The sequence below is a fragment of the Streptomyces sp. NPDC032822 genome (assembly GCF_055578825.1).
On record NZ_JBVIOL010000004.1, the window covers coordinates 375,074 to 392,127 of the forward strand.

The window sequence follows — 17,054 nt, forward strand, 5'->3', positions numbered from 1 at the left end:
TGTCGGCATGAGCCTGGCCGTGAAGCAGCCCCCCGCCGCCGACCGCGTGTACGCCCACGTCAAACAAGGTGTCCTGGACCGCCGCTACGAAGGCGGCGTCCTCCTCACCGAGGGCGAACTCGCCGAAGCCGTGGGAGTCTCCCGCACGCCCGTGCGAGAAGCGCTGCTGCGGCTGGAGGCGGAAGGGCTCATCAAGCTTTACCCGAAAAAGGGAGCCCTCGTCCTGCCCGTCTCCGCCCAGGAGATCAAGGACGTGGTCGAGACCCGGCTGCTGGTCGAGGAGCACGCGGCACGCAAGGCCGTACCGGCCCCCGCCGGGCTCGTCGGGCGGCTGGAGGAACTGCTCGACCGGCAGAAGGAGCAGGCCGCCGCCGGGGATCTCGCCGGCGCCGCCGTCACCGACCGCTGTTTCCACGCCGAGATCGTCCGCAGCGGGGGCAACGACATCCTCTCCCGGCTCTACGACCAGCTCCGCGACCGCCAACTGCGCATGGGCGTCGCCATCCTGCACTCCCACCCCGACCGCATCGCCAAGACCCTCACCGAACACGAGGAGATCCTCGACGCGTTGCGCTCCGGGGACGCGGAGGCGGCCGTCGCCGTGGTCCACCGGCACGTCGGCTGGTTCTCGCATCTGGCCCGGGGAGAAGTCCGATGAGTTCCGCCACCTCCACCGCCCTTCCGGGGGACCCACCGGGCGGACGGCGCGCCATGGCCGTCTGGGGCATCGGCGTCTCCGTCTACTTCGTCGCCGTCATCTTCCGCACGTCCCTCGGTGTCGCCGGCCTCGACGCCGCCGACCGCTTCCATGTGGGCGCCTCCGCCCTCTCGACGTTCTCGATCCTCCAACTCCTCGTCTACGCGGGCATGCAGATACCCGTCGGCCTGCTGGTGGACCGGCTCGGCACGAAGAAGGTGCTGGCCCTCGGCGTCGTCCTCTTCACGGCCGGACAGCTCGGCTTCGCCTTCTCCTCGTCGTACGGCATGGCCCTCGCCTCGCGCGCACTGCTCGGCTGCGGCGACGCGATGACCTTCATCAGCGTGCTGCGGCTCGGCAGCCGCTGGTTCCCGGCCCGGCGCGGCCCGATGGTCGCGCAGTTCGCGGGGCTGGCCGGCATGGCGGGCAACCTGGTCTCCACCCTCGTCCTGGCCCGGCTGCTGCACGGCATCGGCTGGACGGCGGCCTTCGCGGGCAGCGCGCTCGCCGGTGTCGTCGTCCTCGTGCTGCTCCTGCTGTTCCTGAAGGACCACCCCGAGGGGCACGAGCCGGAGCCGTTCCCGCACCAGGGGGCGGCGTACGTACGGCGGCAGATCGCCGCGTCCTGGCGGGAGCCGGGGACCCGGCTCGGACTGTGGGTGCACTTCACCACCCAGTTCCCGGCGATGGTGTTCCTGCTGCTGTGGGGCATGCCGTTCCTGGTCGAGGCCCAGGGCCTGTCACGGGCCACGGCGGGCGAACTGCTCACCCTCGTCGTGCTGTCCAACATGGTCGTCGGACTCGTCTACGGCCAGGTCGTCGCCCGGCATCACGCGGCGCGGCTGCCGCTCGCGCTGGGGACCGTCGCGGCGACGGCGCTGGTCTGGGCGCTCACGCTGGCGTATCCGGGCGCGCACGCCCCGATGTGGCTGCTGGTCGTGCTGTGCACGGTGCTCGGGGCGTGCGGGCCGGCGTCCATGCTCGGCTTCGACTTCGCACGGCCGGCGAATCCGCCGGAGCGACAGGGCACGGCTTCCGGGATCACGAACATGGGCGGCTTCGTCGCCTCGATGACCACCCTGTTCGCCGTCGGCGTGCTGCTGGACGCCACCGGGGACGACTACCGGGTCGCGTTCTCCACGGTGTTCGTGCTCCAGGCGGTGGGCGTGAGCCAGATCCTGCGGCTGCGGAAGCGGGCGGCGCGCAGGGAGCGGGAGCGGTTGGTGGCGAGCCGGGTGGAGACGGTGCACGTTCCGGCGTGACGGTTCGCCGTGCCGGTGCGGGCGTGCCCGGGGGCTCCGCCCCCGGACCCCCGGACCTGTGCCCACGCGCCCCGGACCCGGTGCGGTGGGACGAAGGGCGCTGTTACGGCGTCACCGCGAGGCCCCGCAGTATCGCCTCCGTCAGGCGCGGGTCGCCCTCCACCTTCACCCGGTCGGCGACCGCCTCCGGCGTCACCCGGCCGCAGGCGAGGCGGACGTAGGTCTCCCAGTCGAGGGTGAGGGTGGCGGCGGGGCCGAGCGCGGGGGCCGTTTCGAGGGTGCCGCGGCCCTGGATGTCGACGCGGATGGTGCGCAGGAACTCGATGGGGCCGTGCACGTCGAAGACGATCGCGGAGCTGCGGGGCGCGCCCGCGTCCTCGGCGACCATCCGCGGCAGGGCGGCGAGGAGCACGTCACGGGCGACGTGCGCGCCGGGGGAGTCGAGGTTGCCGGGACGGCCGAGGGCGGCGCGCAGATCCTGCTCGTGCACCCACACGTTGAACGCGTGGCCCCGCATGGACTCTTCGAGGGTGATCTCGGTGCTGACGTGGCCGCGCACCTTCGTGCCCGGGTCACGCGACTCGTTGCGCAGCTGCCGGTTGCGGCGGATGATCACGTACTCCAGCTCGGAGGTCATCTCCGGCGCCGTGTGGTGACGGCGGACGTCGACCTGCATCTCCATGTACCGCTGGTGTGCGTTGGTGACGTGGAACAGGTCGCGCGGCAGTGTGTGGATCGGGCGCGGATCGCCGAGCATCTCGCAGTCCAGGCCGATGACATGGGAGACGACGTCACGGACCGACCAGCCGGGACAGGGGGTGCGTCGGTTCCACTCGCCCTCCGCAAGGGGCAGCACCAGCTCGGATATCGCTTCGATGGAGTGGGTCCAGGCGTCGGCGTAGGGCTGGAGAGTGGGATGCAGACTCACGGAAACGGGACCCCTCGGCGGTCGGTACTTGAGTGATGGTGGCGGCGGCGTTGCCAGCGGGAGGTGGCTGTCGGCGGGTGTCTTGGAACGCTAAGTTACGCTGCTGTGAGGCACCCCGGCAGTGCTTTCGTGTGACGATCGTAGGCCCGTGTGAACGGCTCGAATGCCAGGACGGTGGTAGTGTGCGCGCCTCTTTGATCCAGATCGCCGTGGACGAGGACGAATCGGCGGACTCCCGCAGGCTGCGCACGGCCTCGCTGGTGCGGGACCAGGCGGGCGCCGACCTCGTCGTACTCCCCGAGTTGTGGACCACCGGGGCGTTCGCCTTCGAGGAGTTCGGGCGCGAGTCCGAGCCGCTGGAAGGGCCGACGTACGAGGCGATGGCCAAGGCGGCCAGTGACACGGGTGTGTGGCTGCACGCGGGTTCGATTCCGGAGCGGGCCCCCGACGGGACGCTCTACAACACCTCCCTCGTCTTCTCCCCCTCCGGCGAACTCGCCGCCTCCTACCGCAAGATCCACCGCTTCGGCTTCGACAAGGGCGAGGCCGTACTGATGGGCGCGGGCCGGGAACTGGTGACGGTGCGGCTGCCGGACACGACCGTCGGTGTGGCCACCTGCTACGACCTCCGTTTCCCCGAACTCTTCCGCGGCCTCGTCGACGCCGGCGCCGAGACCCTGGTGGTCCCGGCGGGCTGGCCGGAGCGCCGCCGGGCGCACTGGACGCTGCTGGCTCAGGCGCGGGCGGTCGAGAACCAGGCGTTCGTGCTCGCTTGTGGAACGGCCGGGACACACGCCGGAGTTCCGCAGGCCGGTCACTCGATCGTGGTCGATCCGTGGGGCGAGGTGCTGGCGGAGGCCGGGGCCGGCGAGGAGATCCTCACGGTCGACTTCGACCCCGGGAAGATCGCGACGACACGGGAGCAGTTCCCGGCCCTCAAGGACCGGGTGCTCGGCCTGCCGACCCCGCGCCGCTGAACGTCGCGCCGCCGATTCCGCGCCGCCGAACCCCGGCCGTCCAAGTCTCGGTGGTCCGGGTCTCGTCGTTCCGGAACGTCGGCCGTCCCGGAACCTCGCCGACCTCGCGCCGCTGACCCCCGGCCCGACCCCGCGCCGCCGCACCCTCAGCCGTGCTCAGTCGTCCCCGCGGTCCTTCTCCGCCAGGTGGATCACGCACACCGCCACCGCGATCAGCAGTGCCGGATCCACGTCCTCCCGGACGACGTCCACGCCGTACGTCTCCCGGACGTGCAGCCGGCGCCGGGAGATGACGGCGAGCAGTTCGCCGTCGTACTCGACGGCGAACTCCCGGTCCAGGATCTTGCCGCTGACGTCCAGTTCGGTGCTGCCGTCCGCCAGGGCGACCCGGTAGTGGTTGCGCAGCAGGGACAGCCGCTTGCGCTTGATGCGGGCGAGCGGTTCGCCGTCCCGCTCGATCACCATGGTGTCGCGCAGGGCGAGCATCTTCTTGTGGATGTCGATGAGGACGCGCCCACGCGTGTCCTTCAGCTCGAAGGTGTCCCGCAGCCGCATCGCCTTGCCGTCGACGAGGTACACCTTGTTGCCGCGGTCGTCCTCGATCCAGTAGTCGTCACCGAAGCCGAGGAGCCGGTCGCGTACGAGGAATCTCATACCGTCACCGCTTCCCCGGCGGCGGGCCCGAAACGCCGCCGATAGGCCGACAGGCGGAGTCGGCCGGCACAAGGGCGAGGGCGCGGGAACCGAACTCCCCCGCACCCTCGAACGCACAGCTGGGCGTTGGCCGCCTCGTGCGACGACACCGCGTCACACGGCGGCCCCGCCGCGGGTGCCGATCAACACCCCGCCCGCCCGGTCCACCGGCAGCACCGGGGCGGGTTCGTCCGTCTCACCGGGATCGGCGTCGACGGTCTGCCGCCGCCGATCCCGGTAGGGAGGGACGAGAGCGATCAGGCGCCGTAGCCGTCGCTGTATCCGTCGCGTGTGTGGTGCCGTTCCTCGACGACGGTCGTCGTCGGGGGCAGGACCCGCCGGCGCCGGGCGATGCTGCTGAAGGTCGCCACGCCGATCAGTCCGACGATCATCAGGATGACCCCGACCAGGTCGAGGTTGACACCCTGCATGTCCCAGTCGGTCGCGAACGTGAGAATGGCTCCCACGCCGATGAGGATGATGCATCCGCCGAGGCCCATGGTGTGTTGCCTCCCTGTCCGGGTCCGGTCGATCCGGCCCGGAACCACGGGTACCCCGGCCGTCAACCCCCATGCAGGGCAGACCCGTTCGAGACGGAAGCCGTCTCCTCGGGAGGGCCTCCCCGCTATCCCTCCAGGAACGCCACCAGCGCGTTCGCCAGCAGGTGCGGGTCGTCGGCGCCGCACAACTCGCGGGCGCTGTGCATCGACAGGATGGCCACACCGATGTCGATGGTCATGATGCCGTGGCGGGCCGCGGTGATCGGGCCGATCGTCGTGCCGCAGGGCATGGAGTTGTTGGAGACGAAGGACTGGAAGGGCACGCCCGCCTTCTCGCAGGCGGCGGCGAAGACCGCGCGCCCCGAACCGTCGGTGGCGTAGCGGTTGTTGACGTTGACCTTCAGGATCGGGCCGCCGTTGACGCGCGGGTGGTGCGTCGGGTCGTGCCGTTCCGCGTAGTTGGGGTGGACCGCGTGGCCCGTGTCGGAGGACAGGCAGACCGTCCCCGCGAAGGCTCTCGCCCGGTCCTCGTACGTGCCTCCGCGCGCGAACACCGAGCGCTCCAGCACGCTGCCGAGCAGCGGCCCGTCCGCACCGGTGTCCGACTGCGAGCCGTTCTCCTCGTGGTCGAAGGCGGCGAGCACCGGGATGTACGGCAGGTCCCGCCCGGCGAGCGCGGCGAGCGCGGCCACTCCGGCGTGCACGGAGAACAGGTTGTCCATGCGCGGTCCGGCGACCAGTTCGTTGTCCCGGCCCAGGTAGGCCGGGCGCTCCACGGAGTGCGTCATCAGGTCCCAGCCGGTGACCTCGCCGGCGTCGATGCCGCTCTCCTCCTCCAGGAAGGCGATGAGGTCACCGTCGCGTACGTCGTTGCCCATGCCCCAGATGGGCTGCAGATGCCGCTGCTTGTCGAGCTTGAGACCCTCCGCCGACACCGAACGGTCCAGGTGGATGGCGAGTTGGGGCACCCGCAGCAGCGGCCGGTCGATGTTGACCAGCCGGGTCGAACCGTCCCGCAGGGTCAGCCGGCCGGCCAGGCCCAGATCGCGGTCGAGCCACGAGTTGAGCAGCGGACCGCCGTAGATCTCCACGGACACCTGCCGCCACCCGTGCGCGCCCGCGTCCGGACGCGGCTTGACCCGCAGGTTGGGCGAGTCGGTGTGCGCGCCGACGATCCGGAAAGGGGTGTGGGGTGCGGCGCCCTCGGGCACGTACCAGGCCACGATCGCCCCGCCGCGCAGCACGTACCGGCCACCGGTGCCCGCGGCGGAGGCCGCCGACGTCTCCGCGTCCCAGGCGTCCGTCTCGGCGACCTGCCGGAATCCGGCCTTCTCCAGCCGCTCGGCGGCATTGGCCACCGCGTGGTACGGCGAGGGGCTCGCCGCGAGGAAGGACATCAGGTCGTCGGTGTGGCCGCGGTCGAAGCGGGAGGGTGCGCTCATGGGTTCACCTTAACGACGTACGAGAGCCCGCCCCCGGCGATGGGAGCGGGCTCTCGTAAGGACGCTGTGGAGGTCCTGGCGGCTGGTCTGATGTGTCCTAGAACGCGGCCTCGTCCAGCTCCATCAGGTCGAGTTCGACGCCCTCGGCGACCTTGCGGGCCAGGGTGACGCCCGGCAGGACGTTGGCCGCGAAGAACTTCGCCGCCGCGATCTTGCCGGTGTAGAACGCCACGTCCTTGGCGGACACGGCCTTGGTGGAGGCCGTCTCCAGCTTCTCGGCGGCGATGGCGGCACCCTTGAGGAGCAGGTAGCCCACGACCACGTCACCGGAGGCCATCAGCAGGCGGGTGGTGTTCAGGCCCACCTTGTAGATGTTCTTGACGTCCTGCTCGGTGGCCGCGAGGTCGGTCAGCATCAGACCGACGATCGCCTCCAGCTCGACGGCCGCCTTCGCGAGGTGCTCGCGGGCACCCGCCAGGTCCTCGCCGCCGGTGCCGAGCGCCAGGAACTTCTTGATGTCCTCGGCGAGGGAGTTGAGGGCCGCGCCCTGGTTGCGGACGATCTTCCGGAAGAAGAAGTCCTGGCCCTGGATCGCGGTCGTGCCCTCGTACAGGGTGTCGATCTTGGCGTCGCGGATGTACTGCTCGATCGGGTACTCCTGGAGGAAACCGGAGCCGCCGAAGGTCTGCAGGGACTGGGCGAGCTGCTCGTAGCCCTTCTCGGAGCCGTAGCCCTTGACGATCGGCAGGAGCAGGTCGTTGAGCGCGTGCTCGGTCGAGGTGTCCTCGCCGTCCGCCTCCTTGACCGCGATGGCGTCCTGCACCGACGCCGTGTAGAGGACCAGGGCGCGCATGCCCTCCGCGTACGCCTTCTGCGTGATCAGCGAGCGGCGGACGTCCGGGTGGTGCGTGATGGTGACCTTGGGCGCGGCCTTGTCCATGAAGTTGGCGAGGTCGGGGCCCTGGACGCGCTCCTTGGCGTACTCCAGCGCGTTCAGGTAGCCCGTCGACAGCGTGGAGATCGCCTTCGTGCCGACCATCATGCGGGCGAACTCGATGATGCGGAACATCTGGCGGATGCCGTCGTGCTTGTCGCCGATCAGCCAGCCCTTGGCGGGGTGCCGGTCGCCGAAGGTCATCTCGCAGGTGTTGGAGGCCTTGAGGCCCATCTTGTGCTCGACGTTGGTGGCGTAGGCGCCGTTGCGCTCGCCCAGCTCGCCGGTCTCGACGTCGAAGAGGTACTTCGGTACGAGGAAGAGGGACAGGCCCTTGGTGCCGGGGCCGTGGCCCTCGGGGCGGGCGAGGACGTAGTGGAGGATGTTCTCCTCCATGTCGTGCTCACCGGACGTGATGAAGCGCTTCACGCCCTCGATGTGCCAGGAGCCGTCCTCCTGCGGGACCGCCTTGGTGCGCCCGGCGCCCACGTCGGAGCCCGCGTCGGGCTCGGTGAGCACCATGGTCGAACCCCAGGTCCGCTCCACGGCGAGCTGCGCGATCTTCTTCTGTACGTCGTTGCCCTCGTCGAAGAGGATCCCGGCGAACGCCGGGCCGGAGGAGTACATCCACACGGCCGGGTTCGCGCCCAGGATCAGCTCCGCGTACGCCCAGATCAGGGACGGGGGAGCGGTGGTGCCGCCGATCTCCTCGGGCAGGCCGAGGCGCCAGTACTCCGAGTCCATGAAGGCTTTGTAGCTCTTCTTGAACGACGCCGGGACGGGCGCGGTGTTCGTCTCGGGGTCGAAGACCGGCGGGTTGCGGTCGGCATCCGAGAAGGACTCCGCCAGCTCGTTCTCCGAGAGGCGGGTCAGCTCCTCCAGGATGCTCTTGGCCGTCTCGGTGTCCATCTCCCCGAAGGGACCGGTCCCGTACAGCTTGTCGCGCCCGAGGACCTCGAAGAGGTTGAACTCGATGTCGCGGAGATTCGACTTGTAGTGCCCCATGGCGACGGCTCCGTAGAGGATCGGCGAGGCACGTGCTCCTCGCATCTAGTTCAGATACCAATAAGTAGCTACGATGATGCTACCCGCCGGTAATAAGAAGCAACCCCGAACCGGCCATCTGTGACAGGACCCACCGGACAGGCCCCCGGCCGGTTCACACCGGAACGGTCAGCGTGGCGGTGTATCCCTTCCCGACGCTGCCCGTCGTCGTCGCCAGCTGCTGGTCGTGGCCGTCGCTGAAGATGCTGTCCGTCTCCAGCGAGAGCCGGCCGAGATTGCCCACGCTGCGGCTGTAGCCGTCCGTCGCGTACACCGTGTCGCAGACCTCCTTCGCGAAGGCGAGCTGGGACGTGCTGGTGATGGACGTGGCCGCGGTGGCGTCCTCCAGGCTGCCGTAGACCTCGAAGTGGATGTGCGGCCAGCGGCCCGGATAGCAGCCGGGGAAGATGCTCTTGAAGGTGACCTGGCCCTTGTCGTCGGTCTCCTGGACACCGCGCAGGTAGTTCTCGTCGGTGACGCCCTCGGAGTACAGGGAGTAGTTGCCGTCCCGGTCGCATTGCCACAGGTAGACGGCCGCCCCCGCCTTCGGGGTGCCGCAGCCCGAGGCCGCGTCCACCACCGTGAGCGTGATGGCCAGGGGCACACCCTCGGCGGTGCCGCCCGCGGAGTCGCCGAAACCGGAGGTGATGTCGCTGCGCACGACACCGCTCTCCTTCAGCACGTTCACCCCGTTCGACCCGTCGCCCGGATAGGGCCCCGCGGTCTCCTCGGGGATGGTCGCGCACCCGGCGGAGGAGCTGCTGGAGGAGGCCGCCGAGGACGAGGACGACGAGTCCGACGCCCCGGTGGTCCCCTCGTCGGCGGTGCAGCCCACCAGGGGCACCAGGCTCGCCCCGGCGAGCAGCCGGATCATCCGGCGGCGGGCGAGGACGGGAAGGTCGTAGGAGAGCCCTCTGTCGTGCTCGTGTTCGTGCTCGTGGCCCTGCTGGTCGTCGTCGTGGTGTCGCTGCATGACCGTGCCCCTTGCCGTGATGGCCCGCACTTCGCCGTTCCGTGGTGCGCGCTTCGATGTGGCGGACGCCATGGGCACCCGCTGTGGGAACCCAGGGACAAGTCTGCGGCGTCCCCGCGGAAGTCCGCGCCCCGGTACCGCCCCGCGCGCCCCGATCCTCTCGGTACGCTTGCGCACATGTACGGCTACGACCAGAACGTCGGCGCACAGCAGGGGTACGCCCCGCCGCAGCAGCCCATGTCCGGCGCCGGCGGGTACGGCCAGCAGCCACCGCTCTACCCGGAGCCGTCCCCGCCCTCGGTCGCCGACGCGGTGCGGGCGTTCACCACCGGGCAGATGTCCGCGGAGGACTTCCAGCAGATCTTCGCGACCTCGAAGGTCTACTGCCCGCGCGGCGACAACCCGGGCTTCCTCGCCCTGCACAACACCCAGCAGCCGGTGATCCCCATGTTCACCTCGCTCAAGGAGCTGCGCCGGTACGCGGGCAAGGAGTCCAAGTACTTCGTCATCACCGGCGCCGAGGTCATCGACCTGCTCCCGACCGGCTACGGCTTCGTCCTCGACATGGAGGGCGAGCACCGCATGGTCTTCGACGCGAAGGCCGTGGAGCAGATGGTCGAGTTCGCGATGCGCCGGATGTACGGCTGACCCCTCACCGGGGCAGGTGCGGCGCCGGGCCGCTCACCGGGGAAGCCGCAGGGCCAGGCCGTCGAGGACGACCTCCAGGCCGTAGGCGAACTTCTGGTTCCGCAGGGCCACCGGGTCCTTCGCGGCGGCGGTCGCGTCGGCGTAGCCGACTTCGAGATGGGTGTGGCCGGCCGCGGCCCGCTGGGCGGCGGGCAGCAGCCGGGCGATGAAGTCCGCCTCGCTCTCGCCGGAGCGGGCGACCGTGGTGAGCCAGGCCGCCTCGGTGGTGCTCATCCCGACGACGTACGAGACCACGGTGTCGATCGCGCCCGACGGCTCGGTGAAGCCGGCGGCCGTGAACAGCGCGGCCAGCCGCTCGGAGAAGGACATCAGGTTCGGCCCCAGGTAGGCGAGTCCGGCCTGCCCGAGGACCGAGGACAGCCAGGGGTGCCGTAGCGCCGTCGTGCGGAACGATCCCGCGGCCTCGGTGACGGCGGTCCGCCAGTCCGGGCCGTCCGCGGGCGGTACGAGGATCTCGGCGGCCACCTCGTCGACGGCGAGCTCCATCAGCTCGTCCTTGGTGGCCACGTGCCGGTACAGGGAGGTCGCGCCGGCGTTCAGACGGGCGCCGAGCTTGCGCATGCTCAGGGCCTCGATGCCGTCCGCGTCCAGCATCGTCACGGCCTCGCGGACGATGGCGGTCCGGCTGAGGGCGGGCTGATCGGCCTTGGGCTGAGGGCGGGCCCACACGGACGGGACGGGGTTCTGCGGTGTCGCCTTGGCCTTGGCTGCCATGTCACTCCTCGCTGCGTACGTCGTTCGCATCCAGCGTACAGAGTCCTGGTCTTGCGCACACTGTTCCGGCGTGCGTACAGTGTGCGCATCGAAGGAACAGTGTTCGCAAAGGGGAGTCCGATGGAAACCGAAGCCCGCAATCCACGTCGCTGGTGGATCCTCGTCGTGCTCTGCCTGAGCACGCTGGTCCTGGTGGTCGACAACATGGCGCTGACCGTCGCGGTGCCGGCGATGACCGAGGACCTCGGGGCGAGCGCCCAGGACACGCAGTGGATCCTCGACTCCTACATCCTGGTCTTCGCCGGACTGCTCCTGACCTCCGGCAGCCTCGGCGACCGCTTCGGACGCCGGAAGGTGATGCTGATCGGCCTGCTGCTCTTCGGGGCCGCCTCGCTCGCCGCGTCCTTCTGCCACAGTCCCGGCGAGGTCATCGCCGTACGCGTCGCGATGGGCGTCGGCGGGGCGCTGATCATGCCGTCGACCCTGTCGATCCTCATCACCGTCTTCGACGAGGAGGAACGCGGCAAGGCGATGGCGGCCTGGGGCTCGGTGTCGATGCTGGGCCTGGTCGGCAGCCCGGTCCTGGGCGGCGTACTGATCGAACACTTCTCCTGGCAGGCCATCTTCTTCATCAACGTGCCCGTCGTCGTGCTCGCCCTGATCGCCGGCGTCGCCCTCATGCCCGAGTCGAAGGCGCCCTGGCAGAAGGCCGACCCGCTCGGCGCGGTGCTCTCCGCGACCGGCATGACGGCCCTCGTCTGGTGGATCATCGAACTTCCGCAGCACGGGGCGCTCGGCGGGCGCTCCACCGTCACACTGGTCGTGGCCCTGCTGTCCCTGGCTGGCTTCGTGCTCTGGGAGAACACCACCAAGTCCCCCATGGTCCCGCTGGTCCTCTTCAAGCACCGCAACTTCAGCGGCGGTTCGCTGTCCCTCGCCCTGGTCCAGATCGGCAACGGCGGCCTGCTGCTCGTCCTCACCCAGTACCTGCAGTTCGTGCTCGGCTACTCGGCCATCGAGGCGGGCCTCGCCTTCCTGCCCCTGGCGGTCGCCGCACTGATCGGCAACGGGGCCGGCGTCAAGCTCGCCGCCTCCATCGGCAACCGGCTCGTGATCCTCGGCGGCATGCTGCTCATGGTGGTCTGCTTCGCCCTGATGGCCACGGTGGACGCCGACTCCGGCTTCACGGTCCCGGCGGTGGCCCTCGGCCTGCTCGGCCTCGGCGCGGGTCTCGCCATGCCGGCCGCGGTGGCCGCCCTGATGAGCACGATCCCCGCGGACAAGGCGGGCGTCGGCTCGGCCCTGAACGACACCGTCCAGCAGGCCGGCACGGCCCTCGGCATCGCGATCCTCGGCTCGCTGCTCTCCAGCGGCTTCCGGGCGGAGCTGCCGGCGGACGCCCCGGAGGGCGCCAGGAACTCGATCGCGGAGGCGCTGACGGCGGCGAACGGCGACAGCGGCCTGGTGCGGGCGGCCCGGGAGGCCTTCACCGCCTCGATGTCGACGACCTTCACGGTCAGCGCGATCGGTGTGCTGGCGGCGGCGGTGCTGGCGACGCTGGTGATGCGGGACGAGAAGGCCGTCGACATCGAGGCGGATCAGGCACCGGATTCGGCGAAGGAGGCCGACCTGGTCGCCTGAACTGATTGAGTGGTCCGAGAGGCCGGTGCCCTGGGAAGGGCACCGGCCTCGGCGTTGGCCGCCGGGCGGGAATGCCCTCCCGTTCCTCTCCGTTAGGAGTGGCAGAAAGTTCAACGCTCAACTAAACTCGGAGCACAAGGAGGTACCGACATGCCTGCAGTGACCGTCGAGAACCCGCTGACGCTGCCCCGCGTCGCCGCACCCACCGACGCCGTGGCCCGTCCCGTGCTCACCGTCACGACCGCGCCGAGCGGTTTCGAGGGAGAGGGCTTCCCGGTGCGCCGGGCGTTCGCGGGGATCAACTACCGCCACCTGGATCCGTTCATCATGATGGATCAGATGGGCGAGGTGGAGTACGCGCCGGGTGAACCCAAGGGCACGCCCTGGCATCCGCACCGCGGCTTCGAGACCGTCACGTACATCATCGACGGGATCTTCGACCACCAGGACTCGCAGGGCGGTGGCGGCACCATCACCAACGGCGACACCCAGTGGATGACGGCCGGTTCGGGCCTCCTGCACATCGAGGCGCCGCCGGAGTCGCTGGTCATGTCCGGCGGGCTCTTCCACGGCCTCCAGCTGTGGGTGAACCTCCCGGCGAAGGACAAGATGATGCCGCCGCGCTACCAGGACATCCGTGGTGGTCAGGTGCAGCTGCTGTCGACTCCGGACGGGGGCGCGCTGCTCCGGGTGATCGCCGGTGAGCTGGACGGCCACGAGGGTCCGGGCGCCACGCACACGCCGATCACGATGGTCCACGCGACGCTGGCGCCGGGCGCGGAGATCACCCTGCCGTGGCGGGAGGACTTCAACGGGCTGGCGTACGTGCTGGCGGGCCGGGGGTCCGTGGGCGCGGAGCGGCGTCCCGTGCACCTGGGGCAGACGGCGGTCTTCGGCGCGGGCTCCTCGCTGACCGTCCGCGCGGACGAGCGGCAGGACGCGAACACCCCGGACCTGGAGGTCGTCCTCCTGGGCGGACAGCCCATCCGTGAGCCGATGGCCCACTACGGCCCGTTCGTCATGAACACCCGTGAGGAACTCCAGCAGGCGTTCGACGATTTCCAGAAGGGACGGCTCGGGACGGTTCCTGCGGTGCACGGAATGTCCGAGGGCGGTCTGTAGGCCTTCGAAAGTTCAGTACGGTACGACTGGGCCCGAAGCCGCAACTTCGTTTTGCGACTTCGGGCCCGTCTTGTCGGGGTGTTGCTACGGCAGCACGTACAGGGGCGCTCCGTCTGTGGCGCAGCCCGTCTGCCGCATGCAGCCGCGCTTGAGCAGCAGGCGCAGGCAGTCGTGGACGCGTGCCAGGGTGAGCCCCGTACGGGTGGCGATCTCCTCCATGCGGTAACTGGCCTCGCCCCGGACCAGCGCGGGCGCCAGACAGGCCGCCACCGCGTGGACGTCCTCGGTGACGACGAGGTTCTTCGCCTTCCAGGTGGCCAGGAGCTGCCGGGGCGTCAACTTCGGTTCCGGGTGGCGGAACCTGAGCGACTGGGCGATGTCCTGAAGGGCGTCGGCGATCGTGCTCTGGCTGCGGACGATCGCGTTCTGGCTGCGGGCGATCTCGCCATGGCTGCGGCTGAGCTGTTCCAGGAGAACGGTCTGCTCCCGTTGGAAGGCCGCCATCATCTCGTCGGCCTGGATGTTCCTCATCTCGAGCCGCACGATCGCGTCGGCGACCTGTTGGGGCATGGCGTAGGCGGCGGTGCCGGTGGCGGGGGTCTGTGCGGGAGACGGTTCCAGGGCGTAGGAGCCGTCGCGCTGGATGGTGGCGATGACTTCGGAGGCCCAGGCCTTGAAGGGCTGGGCGGATGGTTTGGTGCAGCCGTTGACCAACCGGATCAGGCCCTGGAGGTCCACGAGGTTCATGTCTCGGCGCCACTCCCGACCTGCGGGAATGCTGAGACCGTGCCCTCCAGTTACGGTCTCGAGAGTCTCTCGGTGCTCTGTGGGGACATGGTCCGCCAGAGTTTTCCGGGGGTTCCTGTACCCCAGCTCGTTGAGTACGTCCGCCGCGGGAAACCAGTGCGTCCCGTCCGGCATGGTCAGCCTCCGTACCCGCGCCCCTGTCGCCGCGAACACGAAGTCGTTGATGTCGATCGCGTCCTGCCCCTGTTTGTTCTGCTCGTCCATCGAGCATCACCTCCGCCCGGAAACGTAGGCAGGCGAAAGGGCAACTCACGTTCGCATTAAGGCTGTTCATTCGAAAGGTTGACAGAACTATCGATTCTGCACACAGGTGTCCGCGCTACACGGTCCCCGCCCCGTCCCCCGCCTCATAGAGCTCGTACCAGATCGTCTTGCCCTCGCCTCTCGGGTCGACCCCCCAGACGTCGGCGAGGAGTTCGATCAGGATCAGGCCTCGGCCGGATGAGGCCAGTTCGCCCGGTCTGCGCATGTGGGGGAGGTCGTCGCTGGTGTCCGTGACCTCGACGCGCATCCGGCGGGTGCCGGGTTCGCCCCGGACCTCGGCGAGCAGGAGCGCGTCCGCGTCGGTGTGGACCAGGACGTTGGTGAGGGTCTCGGAGAGGAGCAGGACCGCCGAGTCCACCTGGTCCTGGGAGGGCCAGTCGTGGAGGAGTTCGCGGAGCTGCTGGCGGGCGACCGCGACCCGTTCCGGTTCCGCCTGGGCCACCGAGAGCATGGTGCGGCGGACCCGGGGGCCCACGGCGACCGGTTCGCCGAAGGCGGGGCCCTCGCCCTGTCGGCACAGCAGCAGGACGGCTATGTCGTCCTCGCGGCGGTCGGCGAGGGGGCCGGTCGTGTAGTGGGAGGAGGGGCCGTGCACGGCCTGGACCAGGGCGTCGGCGAGGGACTCCAGGTCGCCCTGGTGCTCCTCCAGGACGGACCGGACGCGTTTCCAGCCGGTCTCGATGTCGTGGCCGCCGGTCTCGATGAGGCCGTCGGTGCACAGCAGCAGGGTCTCGCCGGCTTCGAGGGTGATCCGGGTCGTGGGGTAGTCGGCGTCGGGGTCGATGCCGAGGGGGAGGCCGCCGGCCGTGGGGCGGGTCAGGACCGTGCCGTCGGCCATGCGGATGGCGGGGTCGGGGTGGCCGGCGCGGGCGATGTCGAGGACGCCGGTGGCGGGGTCGACCTCCACGTAGAGGCAGGTCGCGAAGCGGAGGTCGGTGGCGTCCGGGTCGCCGTACGTCATGCCGTGCAGGAAGCGGGACGCGCGGGAGAGGACCGCGTCCGGGCGGTGGCCCTCCGAGGCGTACGCCCGCAGGGCGATGCGGAGCTGGCCCATCAGGCCCGCCGCCCGCACGTCGTGGCCCTGGACGTCGCCGATGACCAGGGCGAATCGGCCGCCCCCGGATTCCGTGCGGGAGGTGCCGCCGGGCAGCGGGATCATGTCGTACCAGTCGCCGCCGACCTGGAGGCCGCCGCCGGTGGGGACGTAGCGGGCGGCGATGCTCATGCCCGGTATCTGGGGGCCGAGCGTGGGCAGCATCGAGCGCTGGAGGCCGTCCGTGAGCTCGCGCTCCGACTCCTCCACCCCGGCCCGGGAGAGGGCCTGGGCGAGCATGCGCGCCACCGTCGTCAGGACCGACCGTTCGTCCGGGGTGAAGGCCACCGGGTAGGCGAAGGCCGCCATCCAGGCGCCCATCGTGCGGCCGGCGAAGGTCAGGGGCAGGAAGGACCAGGAGTGGCGGCCGAAGCGCTGGGCGAGCGGCCAGGTGACCGGGTAGCGCTCCTTGTAGTCCTCGGGTGTGGAGAGGTAGACGGCGCGGCCGGTGCGGACCACTTCGGCGGCCGGGTAGTCGGTGCCCAGGGACATGTGGGTGAAGGGGCCCTCGTCGCCCGGCTCGTGCCCGTGGTGGCCGATGATCGTCAGCCGGTCGCCCTCGACGCCGAAGACGGCCAGGCCGTCCGGGGAGAAGCCGGGCATGGACAGGCCGGCGGCGACCCGCAGGACCTCGGCGGTGGAGCGGGCCTCGGCCAGGGCGCGGCCCGCGTCCAGCAGGAAGGCCTCCCGTGAGCGGCGCCAGTCGCCGGTGACCGGGGTGACGGCGGCGGCGCCCGGTGGGGGCTCGGCGATCTCCTGGAGGGTGCCGACCAGGCCGTAGTGCCCGGTGACGGGGTCGATGATGGGCTTGGAGCGGCTGCGGACGGTACGGATCACCTGGCCGTGCTCGTCCATGATCCGCATCCGGGCCTCGGCGAGGGTGTCCTCGGCGACGGCGAGCTGGATGATGCCGTCGATCTCGTTCCAGTCGACGGGGTGGAAGCGGGCGCGGATCCCGGCTTCGGTGAGTGTGGCCGGCCCGGTGGGCAGCCCGACCAGGCGGGCGGCCTCCGCGTCCAGCGTGACCAGCCCCGCCGTGTTGTCCCATCGCCACAGGCCGGTCGCGAGGGAGGCGAGGACCTGCCCCACGGCGGGCAGGGGCTCACCAGTGCGCATTGCCCTACTTTAGGAAATTCCTATCGGACCGTGCCACCCATGAGGCCGGGGATCAATGGTGGGGAGGTGGTCCATGGGTGCCCGGTACCCTTGGGAGGTCCGGGCACCGGGCCCCGGAGATTCCCGATCAGCGAAGGCT

The 17,054-nt window shown here is 70.3% G+C and carries 15 protein-coding genes; 6 read left to right on the forward strand and 9 right to left on the reverse strand.

Translation table 11 applies throughout. The features are described 5' to 3' along the window. Positions 1 to 7: 7 nt before the first annotated feature. Together ACZ5VD_RS14210 and ACZ5VD_RS14215 are read left to right on the forward strand one after the other, a co-directional pair. Complete coding sequence (locus tag ACZ5VD_RS14210; RefSeq protein WP_468554274.1) at positions 8 to 658, forward strand: GntR family transcriptional regulator; 651 nt, start codon at positions 8 to 10, stop codon at positions 656 to 658. Continuing rightward, positions 655 to 1,959, forward strand: coding sequence for an MFS transporter (locus ACZ5VD_RS14215; protein ID WP_468554273.1), 1,305 nt, complete (start codon positions 655 to 657; stop codon positions 1,957 to 1,959). Before ACZ5VD_RS14210 ends, ACZ5VD_RS14215 begins: the two co-directional genes overlap by 4 nt. Before the next feature lie 103 nt (positions 1,960 to 2,062). Here ACZ5VD_RS14215 and ACZ5VD_RS14220 read toward each other — a convergent pair whose 3' ends face one another. Beyond that, a complete protein-coding gene (locus tag ACZ5VD_RS14220; protein ID WP_468554272.1) occupies positions 2,063 to 2,887 on the reverse strand; it encodes a maleylpyruvate isomerase family mycothiol-dependent enzyme in 825 nt (274 codons plus the stop codon). 182 nt (positions 2,888 to 3,069) lie between these two features. On the opposite strand from ACZ5VD_RS14220, the gene ACZ5VD_RS14225 reads away from it, so the two are divergent. Next, entirely contained in the window at positions 3,070 to 3,864 is a 795-nt protein-coding gene (locus ACZ5VD_RS14225) for a carbon-nitrogen family hydrolase (protein ID WP_468554271.1), read from the forward strand. A 156-nt stretch (positions 3,865 to 4,020) separates the two neighbouring features. On the opposite strand, the gene ACZ5VD_RS14230 is transcribed toward ACZ5VD_RS14225, so the two are convergent. The 5 genes from ACZ5VD_RS14230 to ACZ5VD_RS14250 all read right to left on the reverse strand — a co-directional run bounded on the left by ACZ5VD_RS14230 (position 4,021) and on the right by ACZ5VD_RS14250 (position 9,450). Next, on the reverse strand, positions 4,021 to 4,518 hold the full coding sequence (locus ACZ5VD_RS14230) for an LURP-one-related/scramblase family protein (protein ID WP_468682353.1): 498 nt from the start codon (positions 4,516 to 4,518) through the stop codon (positions 4,021 to 4,023). Positions 4,519 to 4,814: 296 nt separating this feature from the next. Next, entirely contained in the window at positions 4,815 to 5,057 is a 243-nt protein-coding gene (locus tag ACZ5VD_RS14235) for a DUF6458 family protein (protein ID WP_468554269.1), read from the reverse strand. 125 nt (positions 5,058 to 5,182) lie between these two features. Beyond that, entirely contained in the window at positions 5,183 to 6,499 is a 1,317-nt protein-coding gene (locus ACZ5VD_RS14240) for a M18 family aminopeptidase (protein WP_468554268.1), read from the reverse strand. 97 nt (positions 6,500 to 6,596) lie between these two features. After that, positions 6,597 to 8,438, reverse strand: a complete 1,842-nt coding sequence (locus ACZ5VD_RS14245; RefSeq protein WP_468554291.1) for an acyl-CoA dehydrogenase — start codon at positions 8,436 to 8,438, stop codon at positions 6,597 to 6,599. Between the two features lie 154 nt (positions 8,439 to 8,592). Then, on the reverse strand, positions 8,593 to 9,450 hold the full coding sequence (locus ACZ5VD_RS14250) for an intradiol ring-cleavage dioxygenase (protein ID WP_468554267.1): 858 nt from the start codon (positions 9,448 to 9,450) through the stop codon (positions 8,593 to 8,595). A gap of 177 nt (positions 9,451 to 9,627) precedes the next feature. Between ACZ5VD_RS14250 and ACZ5VD_RS14255 the strand changes: the two genes are divergently transcribed. Then, complete coding sequence (locus tag ACZ5VD_RS14255; RefSeq protein WP_468554266.1) at positions 9,628 to 10,098, forward strand: SseB family protein; 471 nt, start codon at positions 9,628 to 9,630, stop codon at positions 10,096 to 10,098. Between the two features lie 33 nt (positions 10,099 to 10,131). Here ACZ5VD_RS14255 and ACZ5VD_RS14260 read toward each other — a convergent pair whose 3' ends face one another. Further along, positions 10,132 to 10,872, reverse strand: a complete 741-nt coding sequence (locus ACZ5VD_RS14260) for a TetR/AcrR family transcriptional regulator (RefSeq protein ID WP_468554265.1) — start codon at positions 10,870 to 10,872, stop codon at positions 10,132 to 10,134. A 120-nt stretch (positions 10,873 to 10,992) separates the two neighbouring features. Between ACZ5VD_RS14260 and ACZ5VD_RS14265 the strand changes: the two genes are divergently transcribed. Both ACZ5VD_RS14265 and ACZ5VD_RS14270 read left to right on the forward strand, forming a co-directional pair. After that, positions 10,993 to 12,513: an MFS transporter gene (locus tag ACZ5VD_RS14265; protein ID WP_468554264.1), complete on the forward strand. Its 1,521-nt coding sequence runs from the start codon at positions 10,993 to 10,995 to the stop codon at positions 12,511 to 12,513. A 150-nt stretch (positions 12,514 to 12,663) separates the two neighbouring features. After that, complete coding sequence (locus ACZ5VD_RS14270; RefSeq protein ID WP_468554263.1) at positions 12,664 to 13,635, forward strand: pirin family protein; 972 nt, start codon at positions 12,664 to 12,666, stop codon at positions 13,633 to 13,635. 84 nt (positions 13,636 to 13,719) lie between these two features. On the opposite strand, the gene ACZ5VD_RS14275 is transcribed toward ACZ5VD_RS14270, so the two are convergent. Further along, entirely contained in the window at positions 13,720 to 14,646 is a 927-nt protein-coding gene (locus ACZ5VD_RS14275) for a BRO-N domain-containing protein (RefSeq protein ID WP_468682354.1), read from the reverse strand. Between the two features lie 115 nt (positions 14,647 to 14,761). Beyond that, on the reverse strand, positions 14,762 to 16,915 hold the full coding sequence (locus ACZ5VD_RS14280) for an ATP-binding SpoIIE family protein phosphatase (protein ID WP_468554261.1): 2,154 nt from the start codon (positions 16,913 to 16,915) through the stop codon (positions 14,762 to 14,764). Positions 16,916 to 17,054: the final 139 nt, after the last annotated feature.